Below are 20,294 nucleotides of genomic sequence, written 5' to 3'. Positions count from 1 at the left end.
GAATGGAGGCCCCTCTACCTTACGCCACGCTGATCTTGGATTTCCGCCGGTTGCAGAAGGCGGTGAGCGCCGTCTGGTCGAGCGGCGGGGCGACGCAATAGCCTTGCACCCATTGGCAGCCGGCGGCGCGGGCGGCGGCGAGTTGCACATCGTCCTCGATGCCTTCGGCGACGACGGTGAGGCCGAGGCGGCGGGCGGTGGCGATCATGCCTTCCACCACGATGCGTTCGCGTTCGCTCCCGGTCAGGCCCTGGGCAAAGCTGCGATCGAGCTTGATCGTGTCCACCGGCAGGCGGGCGAGGCGGGCGAGGCTGGAATAGCCGGCGCCAAAATCGTCCAGCGCGATGCCCACCCCGTCGCGGCGCAGCAGCGAGAGCGTCGCGGCGGCGGCGTCGAGATCGTTGATGATGGCTTCTTCCGTCACCTCGATTACCAGCCGGCGCGGCGACAGGCCTGATGTCGTGAGGTCCTTCGCCAGCGAATCGATGAATTCCGGATCGGCCAGATCGGCCGCCGTCACGTTCAGCGAGATCTTCAGATTGGCCAGTGCGCCGGTCCAGGCCGCTGCCGTGGCGATGGCGCGCGAACGGATATGGCGGCCAACGGCCAGGGCCAGTTCGGCCGATGCGGCGGTTTCGAGCAGGGTAACGGCCGAAAGCCGGCCATGCAGCGGGTGATCCCAGCGCGACAGCGCCTCCACCCCGCCGACCACGCCATCCGACAGGCTGGACTGCGGCTGAAACAGGATGGTGATGCCGCCATCCTTCAGGGCGCCAAACAGATCGGACTCCAGATCGGCCCGGCGCGCCAGGGCTTCACGGTCGCTTTCCTGGTGGAAGCGAGCAACGGCGCCGGGTTCCCGCCCGCGCGCATCGGAAAGCGCGATGGAGGCTTCGCGCAACAGGGCGGTGGCGACGCTGGCCGGATCGCCATCCATGCTGCCATCATCCCAGGCGATGCCGGCGCGTCCCGAAACATGAATCAGCCGATCATCGATGGCAAATGGCCGCTCGAAACCGCGCAGCATCTGGCGGGCCAGCCGCTCCAGCTTGTCGGCAGCGCTGGCGCCGGAGATGCCGATCGCAAATTCCGCCGCAGTCAGCCGCGAGAGCAGGCGGATCTCGCCCACGGCCGTGCGGGAATCGGCAATCGGCCCCAGCCGGCGGGCAATCACCGACAGCAGGCGATCGGCGACATCACGGCCATAGATGGTGTTGATCTGGGCAAAGCGCCCGACCCCGATGACGATCACGCCACAAGGGGTTTCGGCGGCGCGCTGCTGCGCCAGCCAGCTTTGCAGGCGTTCGACACTGGCGAGGCCCGTCAACCGGTCGGCCTCGCGGGAATCCTGGGTCAAGGGGGCGGCAGCGGCGGCAGCCAGGCGATCGGCATGGCGGCCGGCCAGGTGCAGGGCGGTGGAAAAACTGTCGGAGCCGAAGGGGGACACCATTACCGAGGTGGCACCGGCATCGCGGGCAGCGCCAGCCGCATCGGCATCATTGCGGGACAGCAGCACCAGCATGGCGCCGCGCCGGCCCTCCACCGCCGGGCCCAGCGCCTGCGCCACGGCCAGGCCGGCCGAAAGCGCGCCGCGGGCATCCACCACCACCACGCGCACCGGTTCTGCGGCAAAACGGCCGGCGGCGAGCTCCGGCCGGCGCTCCACCCGCGGTGCCTGGCCGGCAGACGCAACCAGCGCCGCCACGTCATCCGCGTAGCGGGGGGATACGATCAACACCGGTTCGGCGTTCATTGCGCCCATGAGGTTCAGAACCTGCCCTAGCTCTACGCCCAATTGTTCCTGCTTCGATGCCGCTTTACTGTTCACCTGTCCAGCCCGACATTCAAGCGGCTTGTAGGTTAACACGAAAAGCGCTTGCCAAGCGATGCCGGCGTGCCACAGGCTGGCGGTGATGTTTGGCGATGGCAACAACGTGGCAAGCGTGCCGGCAGCGGCAACGACGGCAACCGCAGCACGGGCGCTGGTCGATCCGTTTGGCCGCGCCATCACCTATCTGCGCGTTTCGGTGACCGACCGCTGCGATTTCCGCTGTGTCTATTGCATGGCCGAAGACATGACCTTTCTGCCCAAGAACGAAGTGCTGAGCCTGGAGGAGATCGACCTTCTGGCCAGCGCCTTCATCCGGCGCGGCACCCGCAAGCTGCGGCTGACCGGCGGCGAACCGCTGGTGCGGCGCGGCATCATCGATCTGGTGAGCAGCCTTGGCCGCCACCTGAAGACCGGCGCGCTGGAAGAACTTACCCTGACCAGCAACGGCAGCCAGATGGTCCGCCATGCCGAAGCGCTGTTCGCCGCCGGGGTGCGCCGCGTCAATATCAGCCTCGACACGCTGGATGCCGAAAAGTTCGCCCGCATCACCCGCTGGGGCCGCCTGCCCCAGGTGCTGGATGGCATCGCGGCTGCGAAGGCTGCCGGCTTGCAAGTGAAGCTCAACACCGTCGCGCTGGCCCATGAAAATGCGGGGGAAATCGAAACGCTGATGCAGTTCGCCGCCGCTGGCGGGCATGATCTGACACTGATCGAAACCATGCCGCTGGGCGAGATCGGCGAGGACCGGGTGGACCAGTATCTGCCGCTGTCCCGCGTGCGCCGCGATCTGGCGCAGCGCTACACGCTCACCGATCTGCCGCACCGCACCGGCGGGCCGGCGCGCTATTCCTACGTGCAGGAACTTGGCCTGCAACTGGGCTTCATCACGCCGCTCACCCACAATTTCTGCGAAAGCTGCAACCGCGTGCGGCTGACGGCAACCGGGCAATTGTTCATGTGCCTGGGCCAGGATGACCAGGCCGATCTGCGCAGCGTGATCCGGAGACTGGGAACGAACGGGGCGGGCAACGATGAAGCCGCCATCGATGCCGCGCTGGATGAAGCGATCTCGCGCAAGCCCAAGGGCCATGATTTCGTGATCGAACGGCGCGGCGCCCGGCCGGCCGTGGCCCGCCACATGAGCCTGACCGGCGGCTGAGGACCCTGAACGAATGAAGCTCGCGCTGATCGTTTCCGACAGCCATGTCGCTCGCGCCGCAGGTGACGCGCTGAAGGCCAGATATGGCTTTGTGCCCGTGCGCGAAGCCGATGTGGTGGTGGCGCTGGGCGGTGACGGCCATCTGCTGCACTGCCTGCACGAAGCCATGCGCTTTCAGGATCCCAAGCCGATGTTCGGCATGAACCGCGGCACGGTAGGTTTCCTGATGAACGATTTCAAGGCGACGAAACTGGAAGAACGGGTGGCCGCCGCCAAGCCGTTCGTGCTGCATCCGCTGCAGATGACGGCGACCACGACCGCCGGCGAAACCGTCTCCCACCCGGCGATCAACGAGGTTTCGTTGCTGCGCGAAACCCGCCAGACCGCCAAGATCGGCATCATCATCGATGGCAAGACGCGGATGGAAGAATTGATCTGCGATGGCGTGCTGGTGGCGACGCCGGCTGGCTCCACCGCCTATAATCTGTCTGCCAATGGGCCGATCCTGCCTCTGGAAGCCGATCTGCTCGCGCTCACGCCGATCTCCCCCTTCCGCCCCCGGCGCTGGCGCGGCGCGCTGCTGCCGTCGGCCAGCCAGATCGAATTTGAAGTGCGCGAAGCCCGCAAGCGGCCGGTGTCGGCCGTGGCCGACCAGATGGAAGTGCGCGATGTTGCCCATGTGCAAGTGGCGATCGATCGCAACATCAGCCTGACCCTGTTGTTCGACCCCGAATATGCGCTGGACGACCGCATCAGCCTGGAACAGTTCGCCAGCTGATTTTTTGCGCTTGGCAATGTCAGCCGCCCTCGCTAAGGGAGCGCTCCCACGCTGTTCCTCGGTAGCTCAGCGGTAGAGCCCTCGACTGTTAATCGAGTTGTCGCAGGTTCGAATCCTGCCCGGGGAGCCAGCGTGGGAAGATCGCAATCGGTTGCTGCGCCAATCACGTCGGCGCGCCCGTATCACCTTTCGCTTTCAGGTTCATCACTGTCACGGCCGGCAAACCCATGGCCGTGGCCCGACCAGCAATAAGCTGGCCTGAACACGCTCGCCATTGGACCATCGCTTACCGCAAGGCAAAGTCTGCCGCCGATCTCAACGGGGGTGTTGGAGATGAGCCGGCGGAAAATCTGATGATGGTGCAATGGTCGGGCGGTTCAGGCCAGCACGGCCTTCAATCAGGCCGTTGCGGATTCAATCTCGGCCCGGCGGTGGCTGGGCAGCAGATCGAAAATGATGTGAATGCGGTCTTCGTCGCCATCATTGTGGGCTTCGTGGGTCTGATCATTGTCGAACCACCAAAGCTCGCCCTCGCGCATCCGCACCTCTTCGTCGCCAGCGCGCAGCCAGCTGCCCAGGCGGGATTTCAGCACCAGGTGATAGCGGTTGCGCAGCCGGTAATATTCGCCGCGATCGGTGTGGGGATAAACGCGGTGCCCGGCTGGCAGGCAGACGATTTTCGCCCGTGACAATTCGCTGTCCAGCGCCAGGGCGATGCGGGAGATGAAGCCGCAGGCCTGCGGATAGGCGACGGCGCCGCTGGTCCAGCGGCTTTCGTGCACATCACGCGGTTCACGCCCGGCCAGCGCCGATTTGCGTACCCCGCGCAAGGGAATGGACAGCGCCTCGCGCTGCACGGCAATCTTGGTCTGGCGGCCAGTGACGGCGGCGAACGGATCGTCCTGAGCGGCGATCTCGGCCAGAAATGGCGCTGTATCCACGCCGGATTCGATCAAGCTGAAATGACGCATGTGCCTTGTCTCCCGCACTTGGCACCGCAGCATTTCTGGCTGCGGCCATGCGGGGCAAACGCCGGTACCGGGCGATTTATTCCCGCCCTTGGCTGCCGCGCCGAAAAAATTTTTCTGCGCAGTGCCGGGAATAATCCGGCTGCCGCTGGCGTTTTGCCTGTCGAGACCCCGGCACCAGGCCGGTGGCCGATGGAGCCTTCCTGCAATGACCAAGCTGTTGCCCCGCCTGCATCTTTCCCTGGCCCTGATGATGATCAGCATCCCGGCCGCGGCCGCCATTCCGTCGGCTGCAGCCGCTGCCCAGCAGATGATGCACGACAGCCATGCGCTGGGTTCGGTGCCGCCCGTCGCCGTGCTGGCTGCCGCGCCGGCGACATCGGAGCAACTGTGGCAATTGCGTTCTGGCCTGAATGTGGCGGCGCTGATGTGCGGCGACCGCACCCTGGCCAGCGGCTACAACTGGCTGCTGCGCGCCCACGCTCCGTTGCTGGCCCGGGCCTGGTCGGCCGAACAGCGGCGTTTCCAGCAGCTGCATGGCAGCCAGTGGCAGGCGGCGCAGGATCGCCAGCTCACCAGCCACTATAACCGATTGGCCAACACCGCCGATCGCGGCCGCTTCTGCGCCGAAGCCCGCACCATCATCAGCGAAGCCCGCATGGTTCCGGCCAATCTGTTCGCCCATTTCGCCGCCAGCGCGGTCAGCCGGCTGTCGCACCAGACCTCCCCGCTTCACCTGGCTGCCCGCTGAACGCAGCACCCCTTCCCTGCCCCCCTCGGAGACCCACGAAAATGATCAAGCACATCATGCCCAATCTGCCCTCGTCCCACCTGACGCCGGCCAACAATCTGCTCACCCGGCTGCGGCAGGCGCGCGCCGCCTTCACCACGCGCAATGTCAATTTCGCCGAAGCCCATGCGCTCAAGCGGCGCGGCATTGCACCCCGGCCCGGCGATCTGGTGCTGGCGGAAATCGTTGATCTTGGCCAGCATCCGCGCCTGGAAAACCACGCCGGTCGCCGCGGCCAGCTGTATGTGGGTGACGAAGTGATCGTCGCCTACGGCAATCGCTATGCCCCCGACCAGTTCGAAGCGATGGTGCCGGCGCATCTGGGCGCCTGCCACCTGGCTGCCGGCGGCGGCGTCGCCAGCGAAGTGCTGGTGCGCCATGCCCGCATGCGCCCGGCCACCGATATCCGCCCGATCGGCCTGATTGCCCGCAAATCGGGCAGTGTCATGAACCTTGCCGATTTCGCCCTGCCGGCACCGGCCGGCAAGACCGATGTGCCGCCGGTGATCGCCGTGGTGGGATCATCGATGAACGCCGGCAAGACGACCTCTGCCGCCGGCATCATCCACGGCCTGACCCGCGCCGGCTTCAAGGTGGGCGCCGCCAAGCTGACCGGCACCGGTTCGGGCGGCGATCTGTGGACGATGCGCGATGCCGGCGCCATCACCGCCCTTGATTTCACCGATGCCGGCCATGCCAGCACCTACATGCTCGACCCGGCGGAACTGGCCACCATCACCGAAACGCTGCTCGGCAATCTGGCGCGCCCGGATCATGACATCATCGTGGTGGAAATTGCCGACGGCCTGTTCCAGCGCGAAACCGCCATGCTGCTGGCCGAAGCCAGGGTGCGCGGCTGGTTCCGCAGCGTGATCTTTGCCGCTGGTGACGCCATGAGCGCCTGCCACGGCGCCGCCATGCTGGCCGACATGGGCCTGCCGGCCACGGCCATCACCGGCCTCATCTCCATCTCGCCGCTGGCCGCACGCGAAGCCGAACATGTGTCGGGCGTGCCGGTCGTCAGCCTGGGGCTGCTGCGCGATCCGGTGCAGGTGCCCAAGCTGCTGCTGGGTGAGTTCGCCCAGGGCGTGGCGGCATGACCCTGCCCCGCCTTGTCGATGGCGAGCGGCGCCTGTTGTTTGCCGGATTGGTGACGACAGGTGCCGTGCAGGCCGGAATCGCCGCGATCTCCTCCGGCCTGGTCAGCACCGCTGTCACCACGCACAGCCTGTTGATCGTGCCGGCCGCCGGTCTGCTGGTCTGCGCGCTGCTGGCCGGCAGCGCGGGCCTGCTGGAACGCTGGGTGGGCGAGAAGCTGGCGCAATCCTATGTGCTGGCCTTGCGCCGGAAACTGTTTGCCGCTGCCATTCCCGCCATCGGCCGGGTGGAAGAAGCCCGGCTGGTGCTGCCGTTCGTTGGCGACCTTTCCGCCGTGCGCAACTGGGCGGCACGCGGGCCGGCCGCCCTGCTCACCGCCGGGGTTGCCAGCACCGGCGGCGCCATCCTGATGGCAGCGCAATATCCGGCGCTGGCCGCCGGCCTGCTGCCGCTGATGGCGGCGACCTTGCTGCTGCTGCTGCTCTATCGCCGGCTGGGTGGCCGCATCGCCCAGCAACGCCAGTCCCGTGCGCAGCTCACCCGTTTCGTGCTGCGGCGGCTGCGGGTGCCGCCCGAAGCGGCCCTGGCGGCGCAGCAGCGCATCAGCCGGGCCGATCGCCGCCGGCTGGATGCAAGGGCCGAACGGGCCGCCACCATGGCGATCCGGCGGGCCACCATGGTGGGCCTGATGGACGGCGTTGCCGTGGCCGGCGGCGGCCTTACCGTGCTGGCGCTGCTGGCGCTGGGCTCATCTGATCAGCGTGCCCTGATCGCCGCGCTGGGCCTGGCCGGTTTTGCCGCGGCGCGGCTGCTGGATGTGGCCCGGGCCCTGCATGCACTGGCGGGCGGCGGCGTCGCGCTGGATCAGATCACCACCCGTCTCGAAAATGCCGACGCCCGCACCCTGGCCGGCAAGACCAATCTTCCCCCACCATCCGCCAGCATCGAGGAGTAATTCCATGGGCAATTTCCAGCTCCGTTTCGTCCGCTCACCAGCCCCCGGCGTGCCGGATCATTATCTGCACCTGCCCACCGGCCACACACCCCACACGCTCAGCCGGTTGCCGGTGATGGTGATGGTGCACGGCATTTCGCGCAACGCCGCCGAACAGGTGCTGCGTGCCAGCCAGAATGGGCTGGGCGAGATGGTGATCGTGGCGCCCCTGTTCGAACGCCGCGCCATGGGCCGTTATCAGCAACTCGCCGCAGGCCCCACCGGCCTGAGCGCGGATCAGGCGCTGATCAACCTGCTCGACTGGCTGATCATCGATGGCCTCAATGCCCGGCAGATCAACCTGTTCGGCTTTTCCGGCGGCGCCCAGTTTGCCCACCGTTTCGCGCTGTTTCACCCCGGCCGCGTGCGCAAGCTGTGCCTGGCGGCGGCGGGCTGGTACACCATGCCCGATGCCGGCGAACAATGGCCGGCCGGCCTGGCCAGTTCGCCGCTGCCGGCCGAACTGAAAAAGCTGCTGGCGGTACCAACGCTGGTGATCGTCGGGCGCGGCGACAATCTGCGCACGGCGTCGCTGAACCAGTCACCGGCGATCGATGCGCAGCAGGGCCCGCACCGGCTGGCCCGCGCCCGGGCCTGGACGGGCGCGATGAAAACAGCCGCGTTGCGCCTGCAGATCAGGGCCAATATCCGGCTGCGCATCATTCCGGCCCACCGCCATCAATTTGAAACCTATTGCAACGAAGGCGGCATGATCGGGCAATTGTCCGAATGGCTGGAAGAAGAGCCACGAACCATATTGCCACATCCGACACTTGCCGCCCGCCACGGGCTGGACAGACACTATGCCATTGCGGCAAGGGCGGCCGCGGGCAGCCAGTATCAACAACTTCGGGGCATCTGATCATGCAGAAAATACTGACGACGCTGGCGCTGGCCGCCATCCTTCCGGCCGCCCCCGCGCTGGCCGCCATCCCCGAACTGCCCGAACTACGGATCGAACGCGGCGGCCTGGATATCCGGATCGGCGGCGTGCTTTCCGGCCAGGCCGCCGTGATTGACGACAATCGCGCCGGCCGCGCCCGGACCGGCACCGGCTATGACGCCTCGGTGCGGATCAACGCCGAATGGGTGACCAAGGGCGGGCTATTGTTTGGCGCCTATGTCGACCAGGGCCGCATCAGCCGCGAAACCGAAGTGCTGCAGACCGGCGAAGCCTTTGGCTTTGTCTCGTCCGATTTCGGCCGGCTGGAAGTGGGCCTGCAGGATGGCGGCAACGAACAGTTGGCCTTCCGTGCCCCCATCCTGGGCCTCGGCCAGGTGCGCGGCGACTTCTCGCGCTATACCGGCACCCAGGCGCTGCTGGTCGCGCCTGATACCGGCGATGCCTTCAAGATCGTCTATCTGTCACCGCCCGTGGCCGGTTTCCGCGCCGGCGTGTCGTGGGCACCGAAATTCCAGCGCAACCAGCGCGATCCCAATCCGCGTGACCGCACCATCCTGCGCGATGCCGTTGAAATCGGTGGCAATTTCCAGCAGCCGCTGGGCAATTGGGTGCTGGGGGTCAGCGGTGGCTGGGTCACCGCGCGGGCGGCTCCGGAAACCGGCCGCCGCGGCCTCAATGCCTGGAACGTGGGCCTTGATGTGCGCAACGGGCCGCTGCGCATCGGCGGCTCCTATGTCGACCGCGGCGACAGCAACCGCCGCACGCCGGGCTTCAACCAGCGCGAGATCAGCGCCGGTGTGGCGTGGGTGATGCCGCGCTGGGGTGTTTCGGCGTCGGCAGCGCGCGCCACGGCCAGCACCGAACGCAACAATCTGATCAGCGCCGGCGGCTTTGTCGCGCTCAACCGCAACATCCAGCTGCGCGCCGATCTCACCCGCTTCGTCGAACGCGAAACCGGCCGCAGCCGGCGCAGCGGCGTGGTGGGCCTGATGGAACTGGCCTTCCTGTTCTGATCTGCGGGCAAGACGCAAAAAAACCGCCGGCGCGCCGCAAGGCCGCCGGCGGTTACTGTTTGCGCTCAGGGCCTGGCGAGCGCCTTGGCTTCGGCCTCGGCATCCATCGGATCACCGGCAGCCAGCGCATCGAGTGCGGCCGTGATGGCCGCCTCTCCCGGTCCAGCGGCCTGGGCATAATCGCTGCGGCTGCCAGCGCTGCTGCTCGCCACCACGATCTGCCATTGATCGCCGCGCCGGCAGGCCAGCGCCGACAGCGCGGCCTGATCCTGCTGCACGCCGAACTGGCGGCACAATTCGCCATTGCCGGCGCGCACGCTGATCACCGGGCGCAGCACGCCGCCGGGCAGGCGGGCATCGGTGCCACTGCGGGTGCTGGCCAGCGCTGCGGCCAGCGTGGGGCCCGCACGGGTGCCGGCGGCATCGGCAATGATCAGCGCGTCGCTGTTACCCCTGGGCACGCCGGCGCCGATCACCAGGCCAATGGCCAGCGACGCCGCCAGCGCCGCCGGTTGCCACCAGCGGATCGGGCTGCGGGGTGCAGCGTTTGCTTCGCGGGCCGCGCGGGCGGCGGCAAGATCGACCACCGCCGGGCTGGCCGCAGCCAGCAGCGCCGGCGGCAGCGGTTCGGCCAGCACCGCATCAAAGGCGGCAGCCACGCTCTGATCCACCGCGGCGCTGTTGTTGGCCAAGGCTTCCAGCCTGGCCACCAGCGCCTCGTCAACGGCCAGCGCCGCTTCGATCTCGCTCATGCGCGGCTCGGCCAGCGCGCCGTTCAGGAAGGCCAGCAATTCCGTATCGCTGATCATGATGGCATCACCCCCGCCGGTGCCAATTGCCCCACCAGTGCGGCGCGGGCGCGGGCCACGCGGCTCATCACGGTGCCAATCGGTATGTTCAACATTTCCGCCGCTTCGCGATACGTGAGGCCTTCGACCAGCACCAGCGCCACCAGCTGGCGCTGTTCGGCCGGCAGGGCGGCAACGGCGGCACGCACCCGGGCATCGCTGTCCAGCTGTTCCTGGGTACGGTTGCCGTCTTCGCCCGGCATGTCGAACAGATCGTCCACATTGCTGTGGGGCGTGCGATTGGCCAGGCTGCGGCGGCTGTCGCGCCAGTGATTGTGGGCGATGGTGATCAGCCAGCGATCCAGATTGGTGCCTTCAGCATATTTTTCCACGTTGCGCATTGCCTTTTCAACCGCAGCCTGCGCCAGGTCGTCGGCATCATGAACAGTGCCGGTCAACGCCCGGCAGAACCGGCGCAGGCGCGGCAGATGTGCGATGATGTCCCGGCCCAGTGCCGCTGCATTGTTCATCGTTGCAATCCAAACGATCTGGCGCCCGAAATATTCCCCGGTGCAATACAGGCTTTGTTCATCACGTGCAGCCCCAATGTGCACGATGGTCATGATGCGGCGCCAAGCCCCATTTCGATCATGGTGGCAAAATGCAACAGCGGGGATCCATGAAGCATCGCATTGCCTTCTGGCTGCTTGGCCTGTCATTCCTGGCGATGGCGGCGCCGCCGCTGCCGGTCGCCTCCGTGCACGCCGAACAGCCGGCCGACCCTGGCGATGACGACGACGATGACGACACTGCCGAAGAAGCCGTGCCGGATCCGGATGACGCGCCGGATACGGCTGTTGACGATGACACCGGCGACACCGGCGATGCGACTGATGCCGGGGCGGCCGGCGGCGACGATGCCGGCAGTGACGATGCCGGCGCGGCGGGCGGTGATGACGCCGGAGATGATGGCGCAGCTGCAGCCGGCGCGGACGGCGGCGATGATGATGACGGAGCCGCAGCCGGCGCAGGGAGCGCTGGCGGCGACGATGACGACGGCGCGGCCAGCGGCGGCGGTGCGGCCGGCGGTGACGACGACGATGATGACGGCGCGGCGGCCGGCGCGGGCGGTGACACGGCGGGCGGCACCGGCAGTGACGATGATGGCGACGATGACAACGGCGCTGCCGACGACCGGAATGATGGCCCTGGCGCCGCCCCCGGCAGCAGCAGCGGCGATGCCGAAGATGACGACGACGACCGCATGGACGGGCCGGCCGCCACCCAATATGCCGGCGTCGAGGATGCCCGCCAGCGCGCCCGGCTGGACAAGCAGGAATCCATCGAAAGCGACGATGATGGCTTCCGCTATCGCCGTGGTGAACTGGTGGCGCTGGGCGTTGATGATGCCGGCATTGCCCGGCTGACCCGTGCCGGCTTTCGCGTGCTGGAACGGCACCGGATGACCGCGCTCAACGGCCAGGCCGTGCTGCTGGCGTCGCCGGCCCGGGTGAAGGATGTTGATGCGCTGGTGCAGCTGGATGGGCTGATTGGCGACGCATCGCATGCGGTCAATCACCTGTTTGACCGCACATCGGCGCTGGTGCGGTCGGGCGGCAAGCCGCAACGTGTCACCCGGCGCGCCTGCCCGTGCCGCATCGGCGTGATCGATACCGGCGTGGCCGGCGCCCTGCCCGATCTGAAACGCACCCGCCTGGTGCAGCAGGGCTTCAACGGCGGCACGCCGGATCCGGCGCTGCACGGCACCATCATTTCCAGCCTGATCGCCGGCACCGAGCCGGCCCCGGGCAGCCGCACCGAAATCATCGTGGGCGACGTGTTTTCCGGGCCACGCCGCAGCGCCGGATCGGCGCTGGCCGTGGTACGGGCGCTGGACTGGATGGCCACCCAGAAAGTCGCGGTGATCAATGTCAGCCTGTCGGGTGCCAACAATCCGGTGGTGGCCGATGCCATCGCCCGGCTGGCGGCGCGCGGCCATATCATCGTTGCAGCGGCCGGCAATGATGGTCCGGCGGCGCCGCCCGCCTTCCCCGCCGCCTATCCCGGCGTGGTGGCGGTGACGGCCGTGGATGAAAAGCAGGCGGTTTATCGTTATGCCAATCGCGGCAGCTATATTGCCTTCGCCGCACGCGGAGTGGACGTCGTGGGATTAGCACCGGATGGCACAACAAAGATCGTATCGGGCACCTCGTTTGCCGCGCCCAGCGTGGCGATCCGGCTGGCGAGCAGCCTGAAGGCCCCCGATCCGGCCGCCGCGCGCGCCGCGCTGGCCGGCCTGGAGCGCGAAGCCCGCGACCTCGGCGCGCCGGGGCGTGATCCGGTGTTCGGCGCCGGCTTCATCGCCGACCGGCCCTGAGCAACAGGCCATGACCATGCTGCTTGCTGCTGCCGCCGTGGTCGCCATGGCACCGGCCGTGCCGGCGCTGATGCCGGGCGATGCCTTCATCTATTCCGATGGCCATGTCGAACAGGTGCGCGATATCCGCCGCCGATCGGTGGAATGGCGCGGCCTTGGCACGCGCAGCCATTGGCGGCCGATGCATCCGGTGCTGCCCATCACCACCTGGACCAGCGGGCGCGGCGAAGGCCGGCGCACCATCATCGGCACGCCCGACGATCTGTGGCCGATGGGCCCACGTCGCCGCACCCATTTTCGCGTGGTGACCGAAGTGCGGACGCGCAACAGCGAAAACTGGGTGCGCGATGTCGAGCACTGGACCTGCAAGGTGGGCAATACCGGCCTGATCAAGGTGAAGGCCGGCAGCTTCCTGGCCACCCACATCAGCTGCGACCGCCATTCGCCCACCACCATGCGGCTGCTGGAACGGCACGAGTGGGACTATGCCCCCGAACTGGGCCATCATGTGCGCCGCGCCTGGTTCGATTATGCCCGGGCCACAAGGCGCACGGTGGAACTGGTCTCCGCGCTCAGCGGACCGGCCGCCAGCCCCGATCGCCTGCGCGCCCTTGCCCGCACCGCCAATGCGAAAGCCGACGAACGCCTGCTTGCCGACGCGCGCTGAAGCGATGGGTTCGCGGCCGAGGGCCGGGCGTTCATGCGTGCCGGCCCTCGCGAACAAGGCTGGATTGCGACGTTTTGGCAACGTTCACGAAATGCTTCACCCCAGGCCCTGCGGCAAGCCTTGCGCTGACACGCCAGTTGTTTCAGGGAGGGCAAAATCACGCAGCCCAGGCTGCTGGATCTTAGTCGGGATCGGGGGATCGCAGTCATCGCTCTTGGGCCATCAGTACAGGCGCAGCCGCTGCGGCGGACGCCGCTCCATGCACAGCTTTATGTGCAGGTGCTGGTTGCCATCATCGTTGGCGGCCTGATCGGCCATTTTGCGCCGGATACCGGCGTGGCGCTGAAGCCGCTTGGCGATGGCTTCATCCGCCTGGTCAAGCTGATCATCGCGCCGGTGATCTTCCTCACCATCGTCACCGGCATTGCCGGCATGCGCAATCTGGGCAGCGTCGGGCGCGTTGCCGGCAAGGCCTTTGCCTATTTCCTGTTCTTCTCCACCATCGCGCTGATCGTCGGCCTGATCGTCGCCAATGTCGTGCAGCCCGGCGCCGGCATGAACATCGATCCGGCCACGCTGGAGACGGGCGCGGTCAATGATTATGTGAAGAAGGCCAAGGACCAGACCATCGTCAGCTTCCTGCTGGGGATCATTCCCGAAACCATGGCTGGCGCCTTCGTGGACGGCAATCTGCTGCAGGTACTGTTCCTCGCCATCAGCTTCGGTATCGCGCTGGCCACGGCGGGCGAAGCGGCGCGGCCGGTGGTGCGGCTGTTCGAGGCGCTGGGCGCCGGCCTGTTCCGGCTGGTGGCGATCTTCATGCGGGCAGCGCCGATCGGGGCATTCGGGGCCTTTGCCTTCACCATTGGCAAATATGGCATCGGTTCCATCGCCAATCTGGCGGCGCTGGTCGCCACCTTCTATCTCACCTCGTTGCTGTTCGTCATCATCGTGCTGGGGCTGGTGGCACGTGGAGCCGGCTTCTCGATCTTCACCTTGATCCGCTATCTGAAGGCCGAGCTGCTGCTGGTGCTCGGCACCTCCAGTTCCGAAAGCGCGCTGCCCAGCCTGATGGACAAGATGGAACGCGCCGGCTGCCCGCGGCCCATCGTGGGGCTGGTGGTGCCCACCGGCTACAGCTTCAACCTCGATGGCACCAACATCTACATGACGCTGGCGGCACTGTTCATCGCGCAGGCCACCGGCATCACCCTCAGCCTGGGTGACCAACTACTTCTGCTCGGCGTCGCCATGCTCAGTTCCAAGGGCGCAGCAGGCGTCACCGGCGCCGGTTTCATCACCCTGGCTGCCACGCTGTCGATCGTCCCCAGCGTGCCGATCGCCGGCATGGCGCTGATCCTGGGCATTGATCGCTTCATGTCGGAATGCCGGGCGCTGACCAATTTCATCGGCAATGCCGTGGCCACCATCGTCGTCTCGCGCTGGGAAAAATCCATCAACGAAGACCAGTTTTCCGCCGTTTTCACCCACCACAAATTCGGGCCCGACATCGCCAATCCGGGGCCGGAAGCCGATCCAGACTGATAAGAGCACAACAAGGGGACCCGACCATGAAGATCACTGCCTCCTGCAGCCTTGCTGCCCTCACCATCGCCCTGCTCGCCGGCCCGGCACTGGCCCAGGCGGCCGACACTGCGGCCGCGCCCAGGGAAGAGGAGCTGATCGTCGTCACCGGCTCCAACATCAAGGGCGCGTCGGACAGCGGCGCGCTGGCGGTCACCATCCTCAATGCCGACGATATCGCCGCCTTCGGTGTGAACTCCACCGGCGAAATCTTTGAAAACATTGCCCAGGCTGGCGCCGCCGAAATCAACGGTGCCGCCGATGGCCCCAATGATGCGCGCGGCGACGTCGCCACCATCAACCTGCGCGGCCTGGGCACCGGCAATACGCTGGTGCTGCTCAATGGCCGCCGCATTGCCGCCCACGCGGTGAACCAGGATATCGGTTCGACCCCGCGCCAGATCACCAACGTCAATGCCTTCCCGGCCGCCGGCATCGATCGCGTCGAAGTGCTGCGCGACGGTGCCTCGGCGCTCTATGGCTCCGATGCGACGGCGGGCGTCGTCAACACCATCCTCGATGCCAATTTCGATCGTCTGCGCGCCACGCTGCGCTATTCCGGTGTCGAAGGCACGGGCAGCCAGGAATTCCAGGGCGATGTCGCCTTTGGCTTCAAGTTCAACGAAGGCCGCACCCGGCTGATGTTCACCGGCGGCTATTTCGAGCGTACCGGCCTGTATGCCAGCGAACTGGGCCCGCAGTTCAACACCGTGGACAAGCGTGGCGTGCTGGGTGACGATCCGTTCGGCACCACCACCACCGATTTCCGCAACACCTCCACCTCGTCGCCGTTCGGCCAGTTCCAGACCGGCGCGATCAATTCGCAGAATGTCTTCGTTGGCCGCCGCATCCGCCAGGGCAGCACGACCCTGACCAGCACGAGCGGCGTGTTCCACATCCAGCCCTGCCAGTTTTCCGGCACGCGCGCCACGCTGGGCGAACGCCCCGGCGGCTGCATGGGCCTTGATGATGCCACGCTGGACACCGGCCTGCGCTTTGATTTCAATGCCAACCAGCCCAACAACGCGCGCGGCGAAGGCGTGTTCATCGGCAATGATCCGGTGTCGGCGCGCGGTCGCCAGCTGATCACCGATGCCACCCGCATCAACATCTACAGCCAGTTCGAACATGAATTCGCCAGCGGCATCGAGTTCTTCGCCGAAGGCCTGTATTACAAGGCCACCACCGACGGCAATCGCGCCACCCAGCCGCTCGATTCCGGCCTCGCCTTCCTGATCATTCCGGCCAGCAACTATTGGAACCCCTTCGGCGCGGTGGGCAGCCCCAACCGCCTGCCCGGCCTCAACACCACCGATGCCCCGGCCGGCGGTGTGGACGTGCTGCTGCAGAACTGGCGCCCCACCGATCTGGGCCCGCGCTTCATCTCCACCGATACCAGCACCTATCGCGTGATGGCCGGCCTGCGCGGCCAGATCGGCAACTGGGATTGGGAAGGCGCCATCGCCAACAGCTCCAACAAGACGACCGACGAGGAAAGCAACCGCCTGTCGAAGACGCTGCTGCAGGCGGAACTGGCCAAATCGACGCCCGATGCCATCAACCCGTTCGGCGGCCCCAATGCCAACACCCAGGCCCAGTGGGACCGGGTGCGCATTTCCAGCCTGAACAGCGGCAAGACGACACTGACCACCGGCGATTTCCGCATTTCCAACGCCAATGCCTTTGATCTGTGGGCCGGGCCGATCGGGATCGCGGCCGGCGTCGAATGGCGGCGCGAAAGCTATACCGAAGATCGCGATCCGCGCCTGGATGGCACCATCATCTTCAACACCGCCAACGTGTCGGGCCGATCGGATGTGGTTGGCGTCAGCCCCACCAACGACAGTTCGGCCAGCCGCAATGTCTATGCCGGCTTTGCCGAAGCGCTGGTGCCGCTGATCGAAGGCAATGACGGCGTCTTCTACAACAAGCTGAACCTGCAGCTGGCGGTGCGCGGCGAATATTTCGACGACATCAAGGATGGCGCGGTGAAGCCCAAGGTGGCGCTGAGCTGGTTCCCGGTGCGCGCCTTCAACCTGCGCGCCGCCTATTCCGAAGGCTTCCGCGTACCCAACATGGTGCAGCTGAACCGCGGCGACATCTCGCGCCTCAACCTGGGTGTGGAAGATTACTGGCGTTCGGCCGTGACCGGCGATCCGGCGTCCACCGGCGATGCCTATGTGCCGTCGGTGCGCACATCCAACCCCAATCTGCTGAACGAGGATACCAAGACAATCGTCGTCGGCGGTGTGCTTGATGCCGGCAAGCTGTTCAACAGCCCGACGGTCAAGCGCTTCGTGTTCAGCGTCGATTACTGGCGCTTCGAACAGACCGGCGTGATCGGCGCCTTTGGTGACCGTGAAGCGCTGGCGCTCGATTTCCTCGAACGCAAGCAGGGCCGCAGCAACCCCAACGTGGTGCGCGCCAATGCCACCACCGAGGATCTCGCCGCCTTTGCCGCCTGGAACCTGGCCAACCCGAATGACCAGCGCCAGGCTGCCGGTGCCGTGCAGTTCATCCGCGATCCCTACATCAACCTCGACAAGCAGGTGGCCGACGGTTTCGATTTCAGCCTCAACATGGCGTTCGACTGGGGCAAGCTGGGCGATTTCCGCCTCAACATCGAAGCCACCTACCTGATGACGCTGGATGTGGAGCGCAACGAACTGCTGAATTCGCTGGCGGGCAATGGCAACAGCGCCTTCGGCACCGATTTCACCATCCTCGAAGTCAACCGCGTGCGGCTGGACGGCAATCCGCGCTGGCGCGCCAGCACGACCTGGGGCTGGGATCTGGGCGACGTCGCCCTGGGCGGCTCGGTGCGCTATGTCGCCGGCTTCACCGACACCAACGCCGATATCACGGTGAATGGCGTCACCCAGTTCTGGCAGGTGAAGGAAGATTGGCGCGTCAACCTGTTTGCCGATTATCGCCTGAAGATCGCCAAGGGCCAGAATGTGCGGCTGCGGCTGGGCGTGAACAACGTGCTCGATACCGCCCCGCCGCTGGTGGATGAATCGCTGGGTTATCGCCCGGATTATCACCAGCTGAAGGGCCGCGAACTCTACGTGCAGCTGCGCGGCACCTTCTGATGAACATGCCGGTGGCGGCGGCAGGATGGGTCAGCCTGTTGGCTGTCCTGGCGGTGCCGCTGCCGGCATTGGCGGCCGAAGCCGCCCTGTCGCCGGCCTGGTTCACCGCCGCCACCGCCTCGGCGCCGTTGTGCGCTGGCAGTGGCCGGCGCGTGCACATCGGGTTCGAACGGGCGGCGGCGGCGGCCTGCCGCATCGATGCCGATGGCCATGTGCATGTGACCATCGCGCCCGAAAACAGGCCGATCAACCCCAGCCCCTGGTATGGCCTGGTGCTGGCCAGCGACGCGCCGGCATCCACCATCGTCACCCTGCATTATGGTGACAGCCGCCACCGCTATGCGCCGTGGACGGCGGAACCGGGCGCACCGGCCGTTCGCCTTGATCCGCAGGCCGTGACGGTGCCCACCGATCAGCATTCGGTCACCATCCGTCTGCCGCCGGCCCGCACCCGCCTGCTGATCGCCCAGCCGCCGGAACGCAGCGACGATGTGCTGGCCCCGTTCGAAGCGCGGGTGCGCGCCGGCCAGCTGATCCGCGCCGATGCCGGCCACAGCATCGCCCGCCGGCCGCTCGCGGTCTATCTTCACCGCCCGGCCAAGGCGCGCGGCACGATCGTCATCATCACCCGCCAGCACCCGCCCGAAACCAGCGGGCCGCAGGCCTTTGCCCGCTTCACCGATGTGCTGCTTGGCCCCAGCCGTGCGGCGCGCGCCTTCCGCCGCCGCCATGCGCTGATGATCGTGCCGCTGGCCAATCCCGATGGTTTCGCGATGGGCCATTGGCGGCACAATCTGGGCGGCGTTGATCTCAACCGTGATTGGGGCCCGTTCACCCAGCCCGAAACCCGCGCGCTGGGCGCCGCCATCACCGCCGAAGCCGCCCGCGGCCCCATATTGGCCGTGATCGATTTCCATTCCACCTTCCGCGATGTCGTCTATGCGCCGCCGCAGCCCACCGGGGCCGATCTGGGCGAAGCCATGTTGCAGGCCATTACCGGCGATCTGGCCGGCGCCGATATCCGCATTGATCGGGCGCACAATCCCGGCAATGGCGTGCTGAAAAGCTGGGCGCGCGACCAGTTCGGCGTGGGCGCCCTGACCTGGGAAGTGGGTGACGACAGCCCCACGACACGCACCAACCACCTTGCCACCGCCGCTGCCCAGGCGCTTATGGCGGCCGCCCGCTGAAGGAACCCGTGATGATCCGCTTGTCTGCCCTGCTCGCCGCAATGGCCGCTGCCCCACTTGCCGCTGCCCAGCCGGAGGTGGATGCGCTGATCCGCGATTTCGCCCAGCAGCCGGTGGCGCAGCGGGTGCCGGTGGCCGGCATCGCCCGGGTGCCGGCGGTGTTGGCGGCCGCCGGCGTCAGCCGCTTTGAAGTGGCCGATTGGGGCGGCCCGCCGATCCCGGTGTGGGTGCTGCGCCCGGCCACCGCAGCGCCCGATGCACCGGTGATGTTCGTCATGCACGGCGTTGGCCGCGATGCCGATCGCTATGTTGCCGAATGGGTGAACATGGCGACGCGCGAAGGCCTGATCGTGGTGGTGCCGGAATTCACCAAGGGCGGTTTCCCCACCAACGACAATTACAGCTATGGCGCGATGTTTGCCATCGATGGCAGCCTGCGGCCACGTTCGGCATGGAGCTATTCCGCGATCGACGTCATCTTCGACCGGGTGGTGGCCCGCGAGAAGCTGACCGCGAAAGACTATGTGCTGTTCGGCCATTCGGCGGGCGCGCAGTTCGTCCACCGCTTTGTCATGCTCGGCTTTGGCCAGAAGATGAGCCGGGCGATCTCGGCCAACAGCGGCAGCTATACCTGGCCAAGCGGCCGCAATCGCTGGCCGTTCGGGGTGGGCAATCTGCCGCCCGGCCTGTGGCAGCCGGAACGGGCCTTTGCCTCGCCGATGCTGATCATGCAGGGCACGGCCGACAATGATCCAAACTATCCCAGCCTGCCGCGCCAGCCCGAAGCCATGGCGCAGGGCCCGCACCGGCTGGCGCGTGGCAAGGCCTTCTATGCTGCCGCCCAGGATGCGGCAAAACAGGCCGGCGTGCGTTTCGGCTGGAGCTGCGCACTGGTGCCTGACGTGGGCCACGACAATGGCGGCATGGCCCCCTATGCCATCCGCCTGCTGCGCGCCGGGCCCTTGCCCACCGGCGGCGAATGCGTGATGGAGGCCAAGATCCCGCGCTGAAATATTTTCGCAATATTCAGCATTCCGAAAGCCGGCGGGTGCGACTGGATG

General features: G+C 66.8%; 17 protein-coding genes and 1 tRNA gene. 14 read left to right on the top strand and 4 right to left on the bottom strand.

Annotated features, from left to right (window positions below; all coding sequences use genetic code 11):
- Window positions 1–19: 19 nt before the first annotated feature.
- Window positions 20–1,735, bottom strand: a complete 1,716-nt coding sequence (locus D619_RS16270) for a bifunctional diguanylate cyclase/phosphodiesterase (protein WP_152417395.1) — start codon at window positions 1,733–1,735, stop codon at window positions 20–22.
- A gap of 178 nt (window positions 1,736–1,913) precedes the next feature.
- Here D619_RS16270 and moaA point away from each other — a divergent pair, with 178 nt between their 5' ends.
- The 3 genes from moaA (at window position 1,914) to D619_RS0109440 (ending at window position 3,898) form a co-directional block, all read left to right on the top strand.
- Complete coding sequence (gene moaA / locus D619_RS0109450) at window positions 1,914–2,990, top strand: GTP 3',8-cyclase MoaA (RefSeq protein ID WP_026090904.1); 1,077 nt, start codon at window positions 1,914–1,916, stop codon at window positions 2,988–2,990.
- A gap of 13 nt (window positions 2,991–3,003) precedes the next feature.
- Window positions 3,004–3,768 (top strand): NAD kinase, encoded by a 765-nt coding sequence (locus D619_RS0109445; protein ID WP_017668341.1) that lies wholly within the window; start codon window positions 3,004–3,006, stop codon window positions 3,766–3,768.
- 55 nt (window positions 3,769–3,823) lie between these two features.
- A tRNA-Asn gene (locus D619_RS0109440) sits at window positions 3,824–3,898 on the top strand.
- A gap of 268 nt (window positions 3,899–4,166) precedes the next feature.
- Here the strand turns inward: D619_RS0109440 and D619_RS17320 are convergent.
- Window positions 4,167–4,739 (bottom strand): aspartyl/asparaginyl beta-hydroxylase domain-containing protein, encoded by a 573-nt coding sequence (locus D619_RS17320; protein ID WP_017668340.1) that lies wholly within the window; start codon window positions 4,737–4,739, stop codon window positions 4,167–4,169.
- A 205-nt stretch (window positions 4,740–4,944) separates the two neighbouring features.
- On the opposite strand from D619_RS17320, the gene D619_RS17315 reads away from it, so the two are divergent.
- The 5 genes from D619_RS17315 to D619_RS0109410 are packed head-to-tail and all read left to right on the top strand — an operon-like array spanning window position 4,945 to window position 9,535.
- Window positions 4,945–5,487: a hypothetical protein gene (locus D619_RS17315; protein WP_017668339.1), complete on the top strand. Its 543-nt coding sequence runs from the start codon at window positions 4,945–4,947 to the stop codon at window positions 5,485–5,487.
- Window positions 5,488–5,528: 41 nt separating this feature from the next.
- On the top strand, window positions 5,529–6,626 hold the full coding sequence (locus tag D619_RS0109425) for a hypothetical protein (protein ID WP_017668338.1): 1,098 nt from the start codon (window positions 5,529–5,531) through the stop codon (window positions 6,624–6,626).
- Window positions 6,623–7,579: an ABC transporter ATP-binding protein gene (locus D619_RS0109420; protein ID WP_017668337.1), complete on the top strand. Its 957-nt coding sequence runs from the start codon at window positions 6,623–6,625 to the stop codon at window positions 7,577–7,579. Before D619_RS0109425 ends, D619_RS0109420 begins: the two co-directional genes overlap by 4 nt.
- 4 nt (window positions 7,580–7,583) lie before the next feature.
- Window positions 7,584–8,480, top strand: coding sequence for an alpha/beta hydrolase (locus D619_RS18105; RefSeq protein WP_017668336.1), 897 nt, complete (start codon window positions 7,584–7,586; stop codon window positions 8,478–8,480).
- A gap of 2 nt (window positions 8,481–8,482) precedes the next feature.
- On the top strand, window positions 8,483–9,535 hold the full coding sequence (locus D619_RS0109410) for a porin (protein ID WP_017668335.1): 1,053 nt from the start codon (window positions 8,483–8,485) through the stop codon (window positions 9,533–9,535).
- Between the two features lie 65 nt (window positions 9,536–9,600).
- Here the strand turns inward: D619_RS0109410 and D619_RS0109405 are convergent, their stop codons facing one another.
- Window positions 9,601–10,344, bottom strand: coding sequence for a hypothetical protein (locus tag D619_RS0109405; RefSeq protein ID WP_017668334.1), 744 nt, complete (start codon window positions 10,342–10,344; stop codon window positions 9,601–9,603).
- Window positions 10,341–10,946: an RNA polymerase sigma factor gene (locus D619_RS0109400; RefSeq protein WP_017668333.1), complete on the bottom strand. Its 606-nt coding sequence runs from the start codon at window positions 10,944–10,946 to the stop codon at window positions 10,341–10,343. Before D619_RS0109400 ends, D619_RS0109405 begins: the two co-directional genes overlap by 4 nt.
- A 56-nt stretch (window positions 10,947–11,002) precedes the next feature.
- Here D619_RS0109400 and D619_RS17310 point away from each other — a divergent pair, with 56 nt between their 5' ends.
- The 6 genes from D619_RS17310 to D619_RS17305 all read left to right on the top strand — a co-directional run bounded on the left by D619_RS17310 (window position 11,003) and on the right by D619_RS17305 (window position 20,243).
- Complete coding sequence (locus tag D619_RS17310) at window positions 11,003–12,700, top strand: S8 family serine peptidase (protein WP_051033485.1); 1,698 nt, start codon at window positions 11,003–11,005, stop codon at window positions 12,698–12,700.
- 10 nt (window positions 12,701–12,710) lie between these two features.
- A complete protein-coding gene (locus tag D619_RS0109390; protein WP_017668332.1) occupies window positions 12,711–13,367 on the top strand; it encodes a hypothetical protein in 657 nt (218 codons plus the stop codon).
- Between the two features lie 207 nt (window positions 13,368–13,574).
- Window positions 13,575–14,912, top strand: coding sequence for a dicarboxylate/amino acid:cation symporter (locus D619_RS0109385; protein WP_051033484.1), 1,338 nt, complete (start codon window positions 13,575–13,577; stop codon window positions 14,910–14,912).
- A 26-nt stretch (window positions 14,913–14,938) separates the two neighbouring features.
- Window positions 14,939–18,043, top strand: a complete 3,105-nt coding sequence (locus D619_RS0109380) for a TonB-dependent receptor (RefSeq protein ID WP_017668330.1) — start codon at window positions 14,939–14,941, stop codon at window positions 18,041–18,043.
- Window positions 18,043–19,233 (top strand): M14 family zinc carboxypeptidase, encoded by a 1,191-nt coding sequence (locus D619_RS0109375; RefSeq protein WP_017668329.1) that lies wholly within the window; start codon window positions 18,043–18,045, stop codon window positions 19,231–19,233. Before D619_RS0109380 ends, D619_RS0109375 begins: the two co-directional genes overlap by 1 nt.
- Before the next feature lie 11 nt (window positions 19,234–19,244).
- Window positions 19,245–20,243, top strand: a complete 999-nt coding sequence (locus D619_RS17305; protein WP_017668328.1) for a hypothetical protein — start codon at window positions 19,245–19,247, stop codon at window positions 20,241–20,243.
- The last annotated feature ends 51 nt before the right edge of the window (window positions 20,244–20,294 follow it).

Source organism: Sandarakinorhabdus sp. AAP62 (assembly GCF_000331225.1).
Classification (GTDB): Bacteria; Pseudomonadota; Alphaproteobacteria; order Sphingomonadales; family Sphingomonadaceae; genus Sandarakinorhabdus.
The sequence above is the reverse complement of the archived record's forward strand: the minus strand, read 5'-3'. Positions and strand labels throughout refer to the sequence as shown.